The organism is Methylobacterium sp. Leaf87 (assembly GCF_001422775.1).
Taxonomy (GTDB): domain Bacteria; phylum Pseudomonadota; class Alphaproteobacteria; order Rhizobiales; family Beijerinckiaceae; genus Methylobacterium.
Genome location: NZ_LMMI01000019.1, coordinates 35,302 through 50,265, shown reverse-complemented (window position 1 = coordinate 50,265; position 14,964 = coordinate 35,302). Strand labels below are relative to the sequence as shown.

The window sequence follows — 14,964 nt, the reverse complement described above, 5'->3', positions numbered from 1 at the left end:
CATGTCCTCGAACGACCAGCGCCGCCGTCGTTCGGCCCCCTCAAGCACCTCGACCCGCATCGCCCCGACCCGCTGACCTTAACGCCAGCATTAAGGTCAGGCTTCAGACGAGTGCGCGATGCCGTCGACCGCGGCCATCACCGGACGCGTACTTTCCTCTGGCCCTCGGTGGCGGACGGAGCCGTGACGATCTCGACGGCGCARCTCGGCTACCTGCTCTCGGGCATCGACTGGCGGATGCCGCAGGAGAGYTGGCGTCCGAGCGCCGTCGGCTGAGGATAACGCGTTACACACGCTGAGGAATATGCTCTTCTCTCGGGCGTGTCGAACGCGCCTGAGCCCCCGCCGCTTCCCACSGATCTCGCYGCCGCYCACGCCATGATCCTGGCCGAGCGGGCGGCGCGGCTCGTGTCCGAGATCGCGGTCGAACGGCTCAAGCTGGAGGTCGCCCGGCTGCGACGGGAGCGCTTGAACTGACGCTGGAGGATCTGGAGGAGACGCTGGCCGAGACGGCGGCGCAGGCGGCTGCCGAGCCCGAGGCGCATGCCGCCACCACGTCCTCCCGGCGCAAGCCCGCCCGCCGGGCCCTGCTCGAGCATCTGCCGCGCGAGCGCATCGTTCATCCCGGCCCGACGATCTGCGCTTGCTGCGGCGGGGTACGCCTGCGCCCTCTCGGCGAGGACGTCACCGAGACCCTGGAGCGGGTCCCGGCGCGCTGGGTGGTGATCCAGCACGTGCGTGAGCGCTTCTCCTGCAGCGACTGCGAGACCATCGCGCAGAATCCGGCCCCCTTCCATCCGATCCCGCGGGGCCGGGCCGGGCCGAACCTCCTGGCCGAGGTGATGATGGCCAAGTTCGGCCTCCACCTGCCGCTGCATCGCCAGAGCCAGCGCTTCGCCCATGAAGGCGTGCCAATCGACGTCTCGACCCTGGCCGGTTGGGTCGGGGCCGTCACCACCGCTCTGTCGCCCCTGGTCGCCCGGATCGAGGCCCATGTCCGGGCGGCCGAGCGCCTCCATCTCGACGACACGCAGGTGCCGGTCCTGGCCAAGGGGAAGACCCGCACCGGCCGGCTCTGGACGGTGGTGCGCGACGACCGCCCCTTCGGCGGACCCGAGCCGCCGGCCGCGGCCCGGCCGGCTCTGGACGGTGGTGCGCGACGACCGCCCCTTCGGCGGACCCGAGCCGCCGGCCGCGGCCTACTTCTACTCCCCCGACCGCTCCGGCGCGCATGCCGAGACCTGGCTGGGGGACTTCCACGGCATCGTGCAGGCGGACGCCTTCTCGGGGTTCGGCCGGCTGTACGACCCCGGACGCAAGCCGGGTCCGATCCGCGAGGCGGCCTGCTGGGCGCATGCCCGACGCAAGTTCTTCGAACTGGCCGATCTGAGACAAGCCCCGATCGCCATCGAGGCAGTCACGCGGATCGATGCGATCTTCGCCATTGAGCGCGCCGCCAACGGTCTTGCCCCGGATGAGCGCTGCGCACACCGCCGCGCCCGCTCGGCCGCTCTCGTCACCGGCCTGGAAGCGTGGCTGCGGGACAACCGCGCCAAGCTCTCGGCCAAGACTCCCACAGCCGCGGCGATCGATTACCTGCTCAAGCGCTGGAGCGCCTTCACCCGGTTCCTCGACGACGGACGCGTCTGCCTCTCCAACAATGCCGCCGAACGCGCCATCCGTCCCATCGCGGTAGGCCGCCGCAACTGGACCTTCGCCGGCTCGGATGCCGGCGGCCATCGCACCGCGGCGCTCTACACGCTGATCGAGACCGCCAAGCTCAACGGCATCGACCCGCAGGCGTGGCTCGCCGACATACTCGCGCGGCTACCCGACCATCCCGCCCGGCGCATCGACAATCTGCTCCCCTGGAACTGGACCCAACTTCAGCCCCGGCAGATCGCCGCCTGACACCCCGTCGGAACCACGACCGCGGCCTTCACCGAAGGCGTACGACCGGTCCGGTGCCACGCTGGATACAGTTGCCGCGTCGGGGCATGTCGCGCTTGAAGCTTCGTCCGGGGTACCGTCGTGCTGAGACGCCGGGGAAAAATACCGTGGGGCATCCGGGGGGGCGTTGAGCCATTCGGCCTCCGGCGGCTCCGCGGACGGAATTGGCTTGACCATCGCCGAACCTCAATTCGTCAGTCACATCGTAGCGGCGGTCTTTTCCTGCAAGTCCGTGATCCCGACAGCACTTGTCTTTGGTCGAATAATTAATAATTCATAATTTTATTTGGTATAAGAAAATGATTCATTCAAAATTTATTTTCCAAACTATCATTCTTTATCCCGTTTTAGAGGCATATTTTTTGAATTAATACATTTCGAATGCTCAGAAGAGAGTCTTACGATGGGATTATAAGCGAGTTCGTGTGGAAGATATCCATTTGCTGTGATTATCTGTCGATGGCGATCCGGAAGCAGTGCCCTGTCACAGACCGGATTTTTGCGATTAAACTACATGCGTAACCGACTGGTGAAGATCGACAAGCATGCCTTCCTTGCTCGTGGATAGAAATATCAAGTGTCGGGCTTATCCTCTCATGCTGCAAGAGCACTGCTATGTCGTCAGTTTAGGGTTTGAAATAGAGACTCAGAAATAAGTCAGTTAGCGCTTGCATTGAATTGAATAAATTCCAATTATTTCTATTCCCATTGAGTAAGAAGTAAGTTTCGGAGATATGCATACGTCTGGATATCTCCTGATTTTATGAATGAATAGTTAGATAATTATCTCGACGGACCATTTCCGAAAGCGATAATGCGATCGTATAGCTCCAGCAGATCGTTGCCTTGATCCGCCGTAGTCCTCTCGGTGTCTGGCATTAAAGGTGGGCTTTGACTGAAACGCACTGGATCGTTGTCCATGCGTGATAAGACGTTACGTAGCCCCTCCGGTGATTCAACGTCGATACGGAAACCGTCGACGTCCTCGATCAGGTCCGCCCCGATAGCACCTCTGTCGCTCGCGACGACCCAAAGCCCGGCTGCGCGCGCCTCCCGGGTGACGAGGCCATAACTTTCCGGCCACAGCGAGGGGGCGAGCAGGACGTCGAGCTCAGCGTACAGCTCCGCGATGGAGTCCTGCGGCTGTCGCCCGATGAGACGAACCGGTGTGGTGCCCCAGATCTCCGTTGAGGTTTCCCCGGGCGCCCGCGCGTGATCGACCAGCGTGAGATCGAGGTTGGAGAATGATCCGGCACGCAGAACGGATTCGATCAACGTTGCTCCTTTATGCGTCGTACGGCCGCCAATCTGCCCCAAGCGCACGCGTCCTGCCGAACCCGGACGACGTGGCACGAAAGACATCGCTGGAACTCCGTTGGCTATCGCGAACGTCCGGGAATGACCGGCTGCCTGGTAAAGGCCGGCGAAGCTTTCGGAGACGGCGATGAGAGCGTGCGCATCGTCGAGCAGTCGGCCGAGTGTCCGCCTGCGGGCCAGTGACGCGATGGGGTCAAGGGAGCGGTTCGTGGCGTCGGCCAGGGGATCCGGAGACGGCGTGTGAACCTGTCCGTCCAAATCGATCAGGAACTGGAAATCCGAGATCCACCACGCGTCGTGCAGGGTGATAACGTAGGGAACACCGCGCGCACGGACTGACTCCACAACCGTTCCCGTGAGGTGCTGGACGCAGTGGACATGGACAAGATCGGGTGCGAATCGATCGAGAAGCGCCTCGAATGGCTCCCGCATCCCCGGATCGAACGCTTGCCAACCGCCATGCTCGATATGCGGCGGCGCGATCCGGTACACCGGTACGCCGCGATACTGATCAATGCGGGTGCCATGGGCCGGTTCGGCGCCGTCGTCGGCCGCCGCGACGGCGAACTCGAAACGGTCGCCGGCGTGATCGAGGAAATGATCCAGGTTGTCGCGTACGACCCGCGTCGCTCCCCCCACCAGTTGCGGGGGGAAATAGACGTTGAGGATCAGTACGCGGGGCTTTCGTTCAGCGTCCGGTCGGTACGGCCGGGGACGGAGCTCCTTTGGTCGAGGTCGTGTGTGCTCCGGGGCTCCGGGCGGCGGCAGTGCTTGGGCGAGCACCGCTTCGGCAGCGTCAAACCCATATTCACCCAACGCCCTCGCGCGAGCCCGCTCGCCGATCGCCCGCCGTAGGGCATGATCGACGATCAACCGGTCGAGGGCACGCAGCCAGTCCCCGGGTGAATCGGCAAGGAGCGCGTCTTCTCCATCGCTGAGCAATTCCCGGTAGGTGCGCGTACCCGAAACGATGGACGGGACGCCGCACATGGCGGCCTCCAACCACTTGATCTCACTTTTGGCGTCCGCCATTGGGCCGCGCACTAGCACCGCGAGGTTGATGTCGGCCCCGGAAAGCACCTCCCAGTAGGCGGTGACATCGGCGCAGTATCCGAGCTGTAGGACCCGGTCGGCGAACGGCGCGAAGCGCGGATCGAGGTGAAGATAGCCGGCGATCACGATACGCACATGGGCATGCCGGGCCAGCACCTCCAGCAGGGCGGGGGCGACAAGAATCGTGAAGTCGCGGTTGTGAGCCTTCGTGCCCGATCCGTAGAAGACCGTCACCGGGCCGTTCGCAAACGGGGTTGCCGGTCGCGCCAGGAACGGATCGTTGCGCTGATCCAACCCATTTCTCAAGACGTGGCAGGTTCCCGTGCGAAGATGCGGCCGCATGGCTTCGGCGAGGGCGGGGGTCGATGCGATCCCGGCGTCGCACAGGCGCAGGGCGTAGCGAAACAGGGGTACGCCATACTGTAGCCCGACATAGTCTTGCTCGGTGATCTGCCCTTCGAAACTCTCGAAGGGATCGGGGTAGAACGCCGGCTCGAACAGCAGATCGTCGATCTCGTAGATTGTCGGCAGCCCCAGGGCCCTCGCGTAGAGGATGGCGTGCAGGACCCCGGGAATGGCCGCGACGCGGTAGAAGATCACCGCCGCTGCGCGATCGAGGCTCGGCCGGCATTGATCGGCTTCATCCTGCCTGAACAGTTCGACGGTCCATCCGCCGTGTTCAAGCTGCGCACATTTCTGGACCACCCGGTAATGGTCGCATTGGGGCAGGTCGCGATTGGCGACCATCACGATCCGACCGTTGCGGAGCGGCGGTAGGCGCCCGGGCAAGGGGTCAACGACCGCGATCACCGTCGCAAGCCGGTCCAGGCAGGCGGTGAGGCGGGTATCGGCTTCCGTCCGGCGGCCGGCGGCGTACAGGGCTCGGGCCTCTGCGCTGACGGTGGCAAACACCCGTGCGATGGTTTGATGCGCCGCGCCGCGCCACGCGGACGCCCCCCGAAAATATTTTGCTGAACGCTCAATCCGGTCGAGAGCCGCCTGGTGGGCTAGGGGATCGGCAGCGAGCCCCAAGGCCGCGTGGATGTGCGTCCACAGGCCGGCCCCCGGTAGGTCGGCGGCTGCCACATAATCGGCTGTCGCTTCGGCGCCGCGTCCGAGCGCCCGCAAGGCGTCGGCGCGCTGATGAAGGAGCCGTCGCTCTCGCGGGGCGAGGGCAAGCCCCCTCTCCGCGGCCTCCAGCGCAAGGGCATTGTGGTTTCGGATGAGATGAAAGTCACTGATCTGGCTGAACAGCGCCGCGCCACCCAGTCCGGCAAGCATATCCCGATCGATAAAGCCGCCTTCGACAAAATGCTTAAGGGCCGCGAACCGGCCTGCTGGTGGCTGACCTACGTTCATTGCCAGACCGGCTCGATAATCCGCGTCGTCGAAACAGGCGGGGAATCTATCTTCGCCGAGGAGCTGAAGCAGTGCGCTTCGCTCGCTGCCCGGAACACCGTCGTCAAGTCCGAAGCTCAGCCAGGCACGATACAGGTCGGCGTCGCGAGACGGAGCCGGTCCTGAGAGCTGCAAACGATAGAAGTTTGGATCAAACGTCGCCTTCATGGAGATCGGCGCCAAGCGTTCCACGCCTTGTTCCAGGAAAAGCCGGATTCCCTCCAGGCGCGACCGCGGAGCGTGTGGCAGCCAGTTCGCGTTTAAAACGGCGAACTCGTAGCGCATGAAGTGATCGAGCACGGGCTCGGGCAGGACACCCGCCTTTGCAGCGATTGCCCGGAGGCTCGCAAGATCCTCTTCGTCGGCCTTGTTGCGAATACGACGATAGGAGCGACCCTCCGACCGCCCGTACCGCAGGTAGTGCTCCTTCAGTTCCCAGGGCTCGCCCTTGCCAGACAGGTCTCCGTAGAGTCGACGGTACTGATCTGGCACGAAATCCGCCGGGATCGGCCCGAACTCCTTTTCGAGGGCCGCCACCAGCGCAAGGGCGTTTGGCGCACGGCCCTCGCGACGGCCAAATTTAAGGTAATGCCACGTCAGTTCCTCGTCGGGTACGCCGGACAGGTCCCGGTAGCGACGTTGATAGAAAGCCGCGTCGAAATCGTCCGCGAGGAGATACGCTCGGCCTTCGGCACGCCCGAAGCGGAGGTAGTGCTCGGCGAGAGCCCAGCCCTCATGGAAATCGGTGAGATCCTCGTTCAGCAGGCGATACTGCTCCGGCACGAAATCGGTCGGAAGCGGACCAAATTCGGAACTGAGAGCTGCCATGAGGGCACGAGCGTGGGGAAAGCGCCCTTCGTGTCGACCGTGGGCCGCATAGTGTTTGAACAGTGTCCGTGAATTGGTAAAGCCCTTTAGATCATCATAATACGTCCCGTAGAAAATTGAGTCGAAGGACTTGGTGGTGAATTTTTGTGTTCCAAATCGACTGCGAAACAACCTCCTCACAAACATTCAATATTTTCCTGAACAATTATTTTTAACATTTGTTGTGCACAAGGCCCACGAAGATCCGCACGGGGTGCAACCAGTCCCGTCCGTTCGCTCGCTCCTTACCCGATAAGCGTCTCTTTGTCGGCACCGGTCGTCCCCGATGCGGGTACCACGGAATCCCCGATGCTGGGTACCGTGAGGCAGACAGGTCTACCACGTCGACAATCGAGTCCGGCCCCGCGAGCGTCGAAAGCCTCGATGGATTTCATCGATGCCGTGATTTCGAGGACAATGCAGGTATTTTGCCGAGAGCCGATGCCGAATGCCACGCAAGACGGTCAGAGCAAACGCTACCAGCTCGATAGGGCCGCTCGTTTCCAACGGTCCGTTGCAACGCAACGGTACTCGTAGTCGGCATCCCAGGAGCGCTGCCCCGGCCTACAAGGGCTGTTCGATTGCCTCGGTGCGGTCGGCGCGGGTTCGTGGATTTGTCCCAAAACGTGCAGATCGGTGGTCGTGACCGAGCCCGCTGCATCGACGGACCAGCCCTTGCCCAACACCTGTGCGTTCGACAGCTTGGCCGCGCGAAGATCGATCCCGACGGCGGCGGTGCTGGCAAGGCGGATCGTGGCGAGGGTGTTCGTGCCAGCCAGATCGAGCCCGAGGGGGGCCGTTGCGGCATCGCTCAGGGCGGCCGCGGTGTAACTTGCCGGGGTAAAGCCTCCGATGGCGATGCCGGTGAGCCCGCCGGTGGTCCCCAGAGAGATGGTGGCGTTCGAGGCGAGCGGTCCGACGAATCGTGCGCCGAACAGCGCCCCCTGCCCGAGGCCCTCGACGCTGATGCCCGAGGTGGAGCGGTTGGTCCCACCCATACGCACGTACAGCCCAAGGCAGTTCGACGTGCCCGGTGCGCAATCGGTGCCACTGTCGTTCTGGAAATCCAGTTCCGTGTTGGCGTGAAACAGGGGGGCGTGCCCGGGTCTCAGGTGAAAATTGTTCGCCTGGGCCCAGGAGTTTCCGCCGCCGGCCACGTTCATCACCTCGTTGTAGAGACCCACCTTTGCGTTGATGGCTGCATCGTTGATCCAGTCCCAGCGGCAGGTTCCATCGATGATGCCCCGACCCGTACCGGCCGGGCCGGGTCCGCCGGACGCCGAAAGACAGGCCGGAGAGGCCAATCGATACACGGCGTTGCGGGCGTCTTGGAAGCTGACATTGTCGCCGGTCGCGTACGCGGTCGATCCGGCCCATTTTCGTGAGAAACCCGTGCCCACGGTGGTGGTGATGCCCACCGTCTGTTCGGCGGCCTGTCCGTCCAGATGCGTTTGCGTCGAAACGAGCAGCGAAGCACGTTGATGATCCCCCGTGGTTGATCGAAGGCAGGACAGTGCCGGACAGAACGCGATCCTGTTGCCGGGCCGTGCGATGATCGCATCGGGGTTCGGAGTCTGAGCATTCGTCAGATCCACCCCGTCGTTCGCACCCTCGGTGCCGGTCGGCGAAACCCCAAACTCCGTTGGGATGACAGATGACGGTTCGACCGCAAGATCGCGCGACCTGCCGACTGGCTCGGTCCTCCGCGCCGGCGTCGCTGCGAACATCACTCGTGCCGTGAATTCGTTCGATGGATCGCTTGTCAGATCCAGGGATCCGGCCGGCGACAGGGCCATGAGCGAGAGCACGGGAATCACTATGAGTCTGCGCATTGGGATGGACACCTTAGGGGCATTACGGGACTGCTCTGGTACGCAGTGAGCAGATTTCTCGGTTCCTCGGCCAGCCCGGTTGTCGCTGCAGAAATCGATTCGATCTGTGCTCCCGTGCCTGTCCGGCCGAAGCGTGACCTCGATGCGAGCAAATAGCCTGCCCACGCCGCTTCGAAGAAAACGTGCCCTCCCGGGCGCCCGCCCCCGCTTTGAGCGTCGGGCGGCATCCCCGTTCCGGCCTGACGCTTAACCTGGGGCTTGTCGGTTGCACAGCGCATAGGTTTCGGACAGACCGGTCACTGGCGGCGGCGCGGCCGGCAGGAGATACCCCATGGCGACGGTAAGAATAGAATTTGCGGGAAAAAGCTTCGCGTTCGACAATTCGAACGAAACCGACTTGGTCGCATCGCAAGTCTCAAATGGATCTTACGAGGCGCCGCTTCCCCTGCTGATGATGGCAACTCTGCTGAGGGTCGAAGGTTGCTTTGTCGATGTGGGGGCAAACACAGGCATCTACGTCGTCATGGCTGGAATTCTGACGGTCGACCGAAACATCTACGCCTTTGAGCCACTGCCGGCCGTTGCAAGGATCGCGCGTGGGAATATCGAGGCCAATGCTTTGGCTCAACGTGTAACGCTGCACGAGGTCGCTTTGAGTGATGCGGTCGGTACGGCCAGCTTGCATCTCCCGGATCCAGGGCATGGTCTCGTTGAGACGAGCGCCTCATTGGAGAGAGATTTCAAGGTTGCTCACACGATCATCGAGGTCCCGATGAAGACATTGGATGACTTTTCAATCAAGGAGACCGTTGGCGTTATCAAGGTCGATATCGAGGGGCACGAATACGCATTCCTGCGCGGGGCGGTCAAAACGATTAAACGGGATCGGCCCCTTATCTTCGCGGAAGTTGTCGGTCCCGCCAGAAAGGCTTCAATCGGCGCTTTTCTCCACGATGCCGATTACGTCGACTTTCGACTTCGACCCGATATGGCGATCCACGACGGTGAGGTGGTCTTCGACAACCTTGCCTGGAATCACGCATTCGTGCCGCGTGAACGCATCGAGAAGTTCAAGGAAGCCTGCGATTCCTGCGGTATTCTGATGGTGCGCCGTTATATGCTACGGTAGCGCCGTACCGTGACGAGGCCGCATCGAACATCGATATCCAAAGATGTGGCTGTTCCGGCTGGCTTATCAATGTCATGCTTTGCAACGAGTTCTCCGGACATTCGTCCTCCCGAAGGCCGTAAAGCCGGCCATGCAGCATGACCTGGCCCGCGCACACGACTCCGGTGATCAGATCTCTTCGAAGAGGTAGGCCGACTGCGTGCGCTGATCCTCCGGGGCCAAGGGTCGTGTTCCGCGTGCTGCCCAACGCCGAGTCAGGGTATTATTCTGGTGGAGTTGCGCCTCGTTGCAGAACCAGACCTCTACGGGTTTGCCGCCGGAAGCCTCCGCGATTTGCGCCAAACGGTAGGGAAAGGCGTTTGTCAAAAGAACTGCTGCGGCGTCCGCAGCCTGGTCATGGAGGCATGGGCGAACCGAGAGCTTGCGATAACCCCATCCTCCGCAAGACCCGTCTCAAGGTCTGCTCGGCGATCAACACGCCATGATCCTCGGACAGGATCTGCGCATAATCGCACTTGGGCGTCTCCGCGAAGGGTTCACGGGCGGGGTGATCTTCCCCATGTTGTCGGGATGCGGTGCTACCAACTGACTGATGCGCAGTGGAAGCAGATCGCCCCGTTGCCGCCTCCGCAGAAGCCGCGCACGGGTTGGCCAGCGAAGGATTCCCGTCAAGTCCTGAACGGTATGCCTTGGATCCTGCGCACGAGTGCGCCCTGTGGCGATCTGCCGGCCCGCTATGGTGCTCTCGGGACCGTATCGAGCCGGTTCTATCGCTTGCGACAGGCCGGCCGTGTTCGACCGGGTGCGGCGGCGCCTGCAGGCGCAAGCCGATGCCCGAGGCGATCTCGACTGGGACCTGCACTTCGTGGACGCCGCGGTAATGCGCGCACCAGCACGCCGCCGGTGAACGCCGGTCCGGCGCCACCGGGGGGTGGGGGACGGTCGAAAGGATCGGTGAAGCGCTCGGGTGCAGCCAGGGCGAATTCTCGACCGAGCTGAATCTGCGCGCCGAGGGCGGCGGTAAACCGATCACGGCGGTGCTGACGGCTGGAGAGCGTCACGAGCATTTCGTCCTGGACGCGCTGGTGGACAAGGGCGCCTTGCCGCGCTGTGGCCGCCCCTGCGTCCCCGCCGGACGCCCGGGAATCGGGGCTGCTCCAGTCCGCCGGCCCGTCGTCGCCCCACGCTGTCGGATTGAGCCGGTTATTCCGACCCAGAAAGATCAACCGCAGCAGCCCGACTTCGAAACGGCCGCATACCGGGAGCGCAACAGGGTCGAGCAGGCGATCGGACGCCTCATGCAGTATCGCCGCATCGCCACCGGCTACGAGAGCGGGCAGCCAACTACCTTGCCATCGTCACACTTGGCATGACCATGCTCTGGCTCAGATGACCTTGCAGAGATGCCGTTCCTGCCCGCCTTCGCGCGACGCACCTCGCAGCTTGAGCAGATCGTCCATCACCTTGGTCTCGCCCTCGGTGGTCGGCCCGGTGCGGGTCTCGCCCAGCGCCTCATGCTGCCGGTCAGTCGCGACACGCTCCTGTAGGTCATCCGCCGTCGGGCGGCCACACGGTCCGATCCGCTCGGCGTCATCGGCATCGACGACTTCGCCTGGCGACGCAACCACCGCTACGGCACCCTGGTCTGCGATCTCGAACGCCGCCGCATCGTGGCGCTCCTACCGGATCGCGAGCAGGCGGCCGCGCAGACCTGACTGAAGCAGAACACCTCGATCCAGATCATCGCCCGCGACCGTGGCGGCGGATAGACGAATCCGGACCAGGTCGCGACGTAGGTGAAGTCAGAGACCCACAGGGCGTTGGGGCGCGAAGCCTTGAATTGGCGGTTGATCCGATCGAGCGGGCACAAAGCTGCCGGATCGGGGATCGTCGTCCGGACCGTCTTGCCCCGCACGACGCCCTTCAGTCCTATCGTCCGAATCAGCCGCGCGACGGTGCGGCGGGCCACCACGATCCCTTCCCGGCCGAGTTGCAGCCAGACATTGCGCACGCCGTAGAGGTGGAAGTTCGCCTCGAACACACGCCGAATCTCGACCATCAGAGCTGCATCGCTTCTGACCCGTGTCGGCTGCTTGCCTGGATCCGCGCGCCGCGCGGCATGGGCATGATACGTCGACGGGGCAATCGGCAGGACCCTGCAGATCGGCTCGGCCCCGTAGGCGCCGCGGTAGTCATCGATGAAGGCGATCATTTCCGCGACCGGTGGCCGAGTTCCGCCATCGCGAATTAAGCCGACGCCTTCCGGAGGATCTCGTTGGCCTGTTGCAGTTCGCGGTTCTCGCGCTCCAGCGCCTTGATCCGCTCGCGTTCGTCCGTGTTCGGGCCGCCCCGCAGACCCTTGTCCCGCTCGGACTGACGGATTCAGTACCGGAGCGTCTCGCCCGAGCAGCCAATCTCGGCCGCGATTGCTTGGATCGCTGCCCATTGCGAGGCATGCTCGCCTTGGTGGTCCAGCAGCATCCGCACTGCACGAGCACGGACCTCAGAAGAATACGATGAGGTTCGCTTCGTCATCGCTCCATCCTCTCAAGAGTTGGAGCCTCCAGGAAAGCCGCGTCGATCGATGAGGTCGACCATGCACAAGGTCCCTTTCGGTACGTCCGAACGACGTGCCTTGCTCATTCAACATCAGTGCGAAAACCGTGCGGACGGATTTGACGTGTGCCGGAGGCCACCGTGCGATTCGCATCTTGGTTCGGCCATGGGCCTTGGGATCGATTGAATGCACTGGTATCGGTAGACATGGCCCCAAAGTGCGACGGTGCGTGAGCGTGGAAGTAGGATGACTGGATCCAGCAACGAGAACGAGCGGCGGACCCTCGTCCTGGTGATCGGGATGCATCGTAGCGGAACGTCCACCGTCGCGGGGGCCCTTGGAATTCTGGGCGCGACCATGCCGGCGACGGGGCTCGGGCTGTCCGACGACAACCCGAAAGGGCATTTCGAGCCGAAGGAGATCGTCGCGCTGCACGATCGGGTGCTCGCCTCGGCGGGCATGCACTGGTGGGATTGGGCTGCGTTTCCAGACACTTGGTACGATTCGCCGGCCGCCCAGCCCTTCGTCGACGAGCTCGTCGACATCGTTCGGGCGGAGTTCGGGGACGCGCCGCTCTTCGTTGTGAAGGATCCGCGGACTTGTCAGTTGGTGGCGTTGTGGCGGCGGGTGGCGGCTGTGCTGAATCTGGAGGTGGTGGCGGTGCTGCCGTTCCGGCACCCGGACGAGGTCGCCCGGTCGCTCCATGCGCGCGACGGGTTTCCCCTGCCCAACAGCCACATGGCGTGGCTGCGCTACATGCTGGAGGGCGAGCGCGGGAGCCGAGGTCTGCGCCGGATTGTCGTGCGTTATGAAGACCTTCTGGCCGACGAGCGGGGTGAGATGCGGCGCGTCGTCGATGCCCTGAAGCTCCCCCTGCCCCGCCTGGCGGAGGCGGATTTCGCGGCCCTCGGGGCCTTCGTGGACCCCGCCTTGCGGCGCAGCCGGGCCGAGTCCGGAAGCCTCGAACACCTGCACGAATGGCTCCGCGACGCCGTTACGGCCTATGCACGCGGAACAGCGCAAGCCCCGGATGGAACGGCGCAGGGCCCGGACTCCGCCATCGTGGACCGGGTGCATGCGGCGTTCGAAACGGCGTGCGGCGCGTTCATCCCGGCGCTCGCCGCGACGAACAAGGGATTCCAGGACGCACAGGAACAGAACTACCGGATTCCCGGCCTGGTGGCCGAGATTGCTGCGGCGCAGCAGAAACTTAATGCGGCGCAAAATGAGCTGGCGCAGCGCGACGCGCGCATCGCCGAACTGGAGGCCGAGCGGGCGGCGGCCCAAAAGAAAACGGCGCCGCTGGGATGGCTGCGGCGCCGTTCGACCGATCGTCCCTGAGGGGAGCGCCGAGCGCTCCCCAACGCGCGCCTAGCGCTCCTTGAGGGCGCCCTTCAGCGAATCGCGGACCGGGCTGGTGACGTAGTCGAGCACCGTGCGCTCGCCGGTGCCGATCATGGCGGTGGCCGACATGCCGGGGTAGAGGCGGATGTGCTTGACGAGGTCCTTGAGGGCCTCGGGCTCGATGGAGAGCTCCACGGTGAAGTAGGGCTCGCCGGTGCGCTGGTCCTGCTGGCGGTCGGCCGAGACCTTGGTGACCGTGGCGGGGATCGGCGGCAGCTGGCGCGCCTCGTAGGTGGCGAGCTGGATGTGCGCCTTCATGCCTTGGGTGACCTCGTAGGCCTCGTCGGGCTTGAGCTTGGCTTCCACCACCAGGGGGGCGTCGGTGGGCACCAGGTCCATGAGGCGCTCGCCGGGGGTAACGACGCCGTTCTTGGTGAACTGGGTCAGGTTCAGCACGTAGCCGTCGTCGGGGGCGCGGACCTCGACCATGTCGAGGGTTTCGCGGGCGGCGTGGAGGCGGGGCAGCGTGTCGTTGATCTTGGCCTGGACGTCGCGGAGCGCTTCCGCCACCTCGGCGTAGCGGGTCTGGCGCATGCTGGCGATCTGGAACTCGGATTCGGACATCAGCTCCTTGGTGCGGGCGACCTCGGAGATCTGGGCGCCGCGGTTGCCGACGAGTTCGGCGGCTGAGCGCTCAAGCTGGCGCACCCGGGCCTTCGGCACCAGGGCTTTTTCGTACAACGACTGCACACCAACGAGCTCGTCCTGGATCAGGGCGGACTGGCTCTCGATGGACTTGATCGTGGCGTCGAGGCCGGCGAGGCGTGTCTGCGACTGGTCCATGCGCTTGCGCAACACGTCGAACTGGCTCTCCATCGAGGCCTTGCGGGTCTTGAACAGGTTCTCCTGGTCGCGGATCATCATGGCGATGTCGGGCTCGGACGCGCGGGCCACGATCTCCTTCGGCAGGGTGATGCTGTCGGCGCCGTCGCGTTCGGCGTAGAGGCGGGCGCGCTGCACCAGCAGGCCGTCGAGGCCGGAGGACAGAATCTCAGCGTTGGCGCGGGGCTGAGCGTCATCCATGCGGATCAGCACGTCGCCCTGCTTCACCACGGCACCCTCTTTGACCAGGATCTCCCGGACCACGCCGCCGTCGCGGTGCTTGATGGTCTTGCGGCTGGATTCGACCCGGAGGAAGCCGGGGGTGGTGATGGCGCCGTGCAGGCTCGCCACCGCCGACCAGACGAAGGTACCGAGGACGAACACCACCACCACGGCCATGCCGGCGACAATGGGCTTTTTCACCCGGGCTTCGAGGGCGCGCAGGATCTCCGCCTCGTCGGCGGAGTGCGGGATGGGGGTGGCCGGCGCCAGGGCGAAGGCCGGCATCTTCACGGGCACGATCCGCCCGATGGCGGTGCCCACGGTCTGTCCGAGATTGGCGGGGAGTTTCATCGGGGTGCCTTTTCGGGCGATCGGTCTGAACCGTGTGGTGGGGCCGCTCTGCGGCCGATGTT

The 14,964-nt window shown here is 64.0% G+C and carries 5 protein-coding genes, 6 pseudogenes and 1 other annotated feature; of the genes and pseudogenes, 6 read left to right on the top strand and 5 right to left on the bottom strand.

Annotated features, from left to right (window positions below; genetic code table 11):
* Positions 1–276 (top strand): annotated as a pseudogene (locus ASF22_RS24615) (hypothetical protein); the annotation flags it as partial.
* Between the two features lie 102 nt (positions 277–378).
* Positions 379–1,911, top strand: a pseudogene (locus ASF22_RS11890) (IS66 family transposase).
* An 822-nt stretch (positions 1,912–2,733) separates the two neighbouring features.
* Here ASF22_RS11890 and ASF22_RS11885 read toward each other — a convergent pair.
* Entirely contained in the window at positions 2,734–6,732 is a 3,999-nt protein-coding gene (locus ASF22_RS11885; RefSeq protein ID WP_244474268.1) for a glycosyltransferase, read from the bottom strand.
* Between the two features lie 329 nt (positions 6,733–7,061).
* Positions 7,062–8,393: a hypothetical protein gene (locus ASF22_RS11880; protein ID WP_162239551.1), complete on the bottom strand. Its 1,332-nt coding sequence runs from the start codon at positions 8,391–8,393 to the stop codon at positions 7,062–7,064.
* 355 nt (positions 8,394–8,748) lie between these two features.
* On the opposite strand from ASF22_RS11880, the gene ASF22_RS11875 reads away from it, so the two are divergent.
* Positions 8,749–9,546, top strand: a complete 798-nt coding sequence (locus ASF22_RS11875; RefSeq protein ID WP_056264452.1) for an FkbM family methyltransferase — start codon at positions 8,749–8,751, stop codon at positions 9,544–9,546.
* Positions 9,547–9,726: 180 nt separating this feature from the next.
* Here ASF22_RS11875 and ASF22_RS24880 read toward each other — a convergent pair.
* Positions 9,727–10,048, bottom strand: a pseudogene (locus ASF22_RS24880) (IS630 family transposase); the annotation flags it as partial.
* Positions 10,049–10,116: 68 nt separating this feature from the next.
* Here ASF22_RS24880 and ASF22_RS23030 point away from each other — a divergent pair.
* Both ASF22_RS23030 and ASF22_RS23025 read left to right on the top strand, forming a co-directional pair.
* Positions 10,117–10,939: pseudogene (locus ASF22_RS23030) on the top strand (IS5 family transposase).
* Positions 10,940–10,958: 19 nt separating this feature from the next.
* A pseudogene (locus ASF22_RS23025) lies at positions 10,959–11,258 on the top strand (transposase); the annotation flags it as partial.
* Positions 11,259–11,311: 53 nt separating this feature from the next.
* Here the strand turns inward: ASF22_RS23025 and ASF22_RS23020 are convergent.
* Positions 11,312–12,081: pseudogene (locus ASF22_RS23020) on the bottom strand (IS3 family transposase); the annotation flags it as partial.
* Positions 11,684–11,800 (bottom strand) — a sequence feature (AL1L pseudoknot). Its footprint overlaps the pseudogene before it by 117 nt.
* 313 nt (positions 12,082–12,394) lie before the next feature.
* On the opposite strand from ASF22_RS23020, the gene ASF22_RS11860 reads away from it, so the two are divergent.
* Positions 12,395–13,444, top strand: a complete 1,050-nt coding sequence (locus ASF22_RS11860; protein WP_156647680.1) for a hypothetical protein — start codon at positions 12,395–12,397, stop codon at positions 13,442–13,444.
* A gap of 30 nt (positions 13,445–13,474) precedes the next feature.
* On the opposite strand, the gene ASF22_RS11855 is transcribed toward ASF22_RS11860, so the two are convergent.
* A complete protein-coding gene (locus tag ASF22_RS11855; RefSeq protein ID WP_056264443.1) occupies positions 13,475–14,902 on the bottom strand; it encodes an HlyD family type I secretion periplasmic adaptor subunit in 1,428 nt (475 codons plus the stop codon).
* Positions 14,903–14,964: the final 62 nt, after the last annotated feature.

Excerpts from the sequence above, each read along its gene's own strand:
- ASF22_RS11885 (WP_244474268.1), bottom strand. The coding sequence starts at position 6,732 with ATGTTTGTGAGGAGGTTGTTTCGCAGTCGATTTGGAACACAAAAATTC.
- ASF22_RS11855 (WP_056264443.1), bottom strand. The coding sequence starts at position 14,902 with ATGAAACTCCCCGCCAATCTCGGACAGACCGTGGGCACCGCCATCGGG.
- ASF22_RS11875 (WP_056264452.1), top strand. The coding sequence starts at position 8,749 with ATGGCGACGGTAAGAATAGAATTTGCGGGAAAAAGCTTCGCGTTCGAC.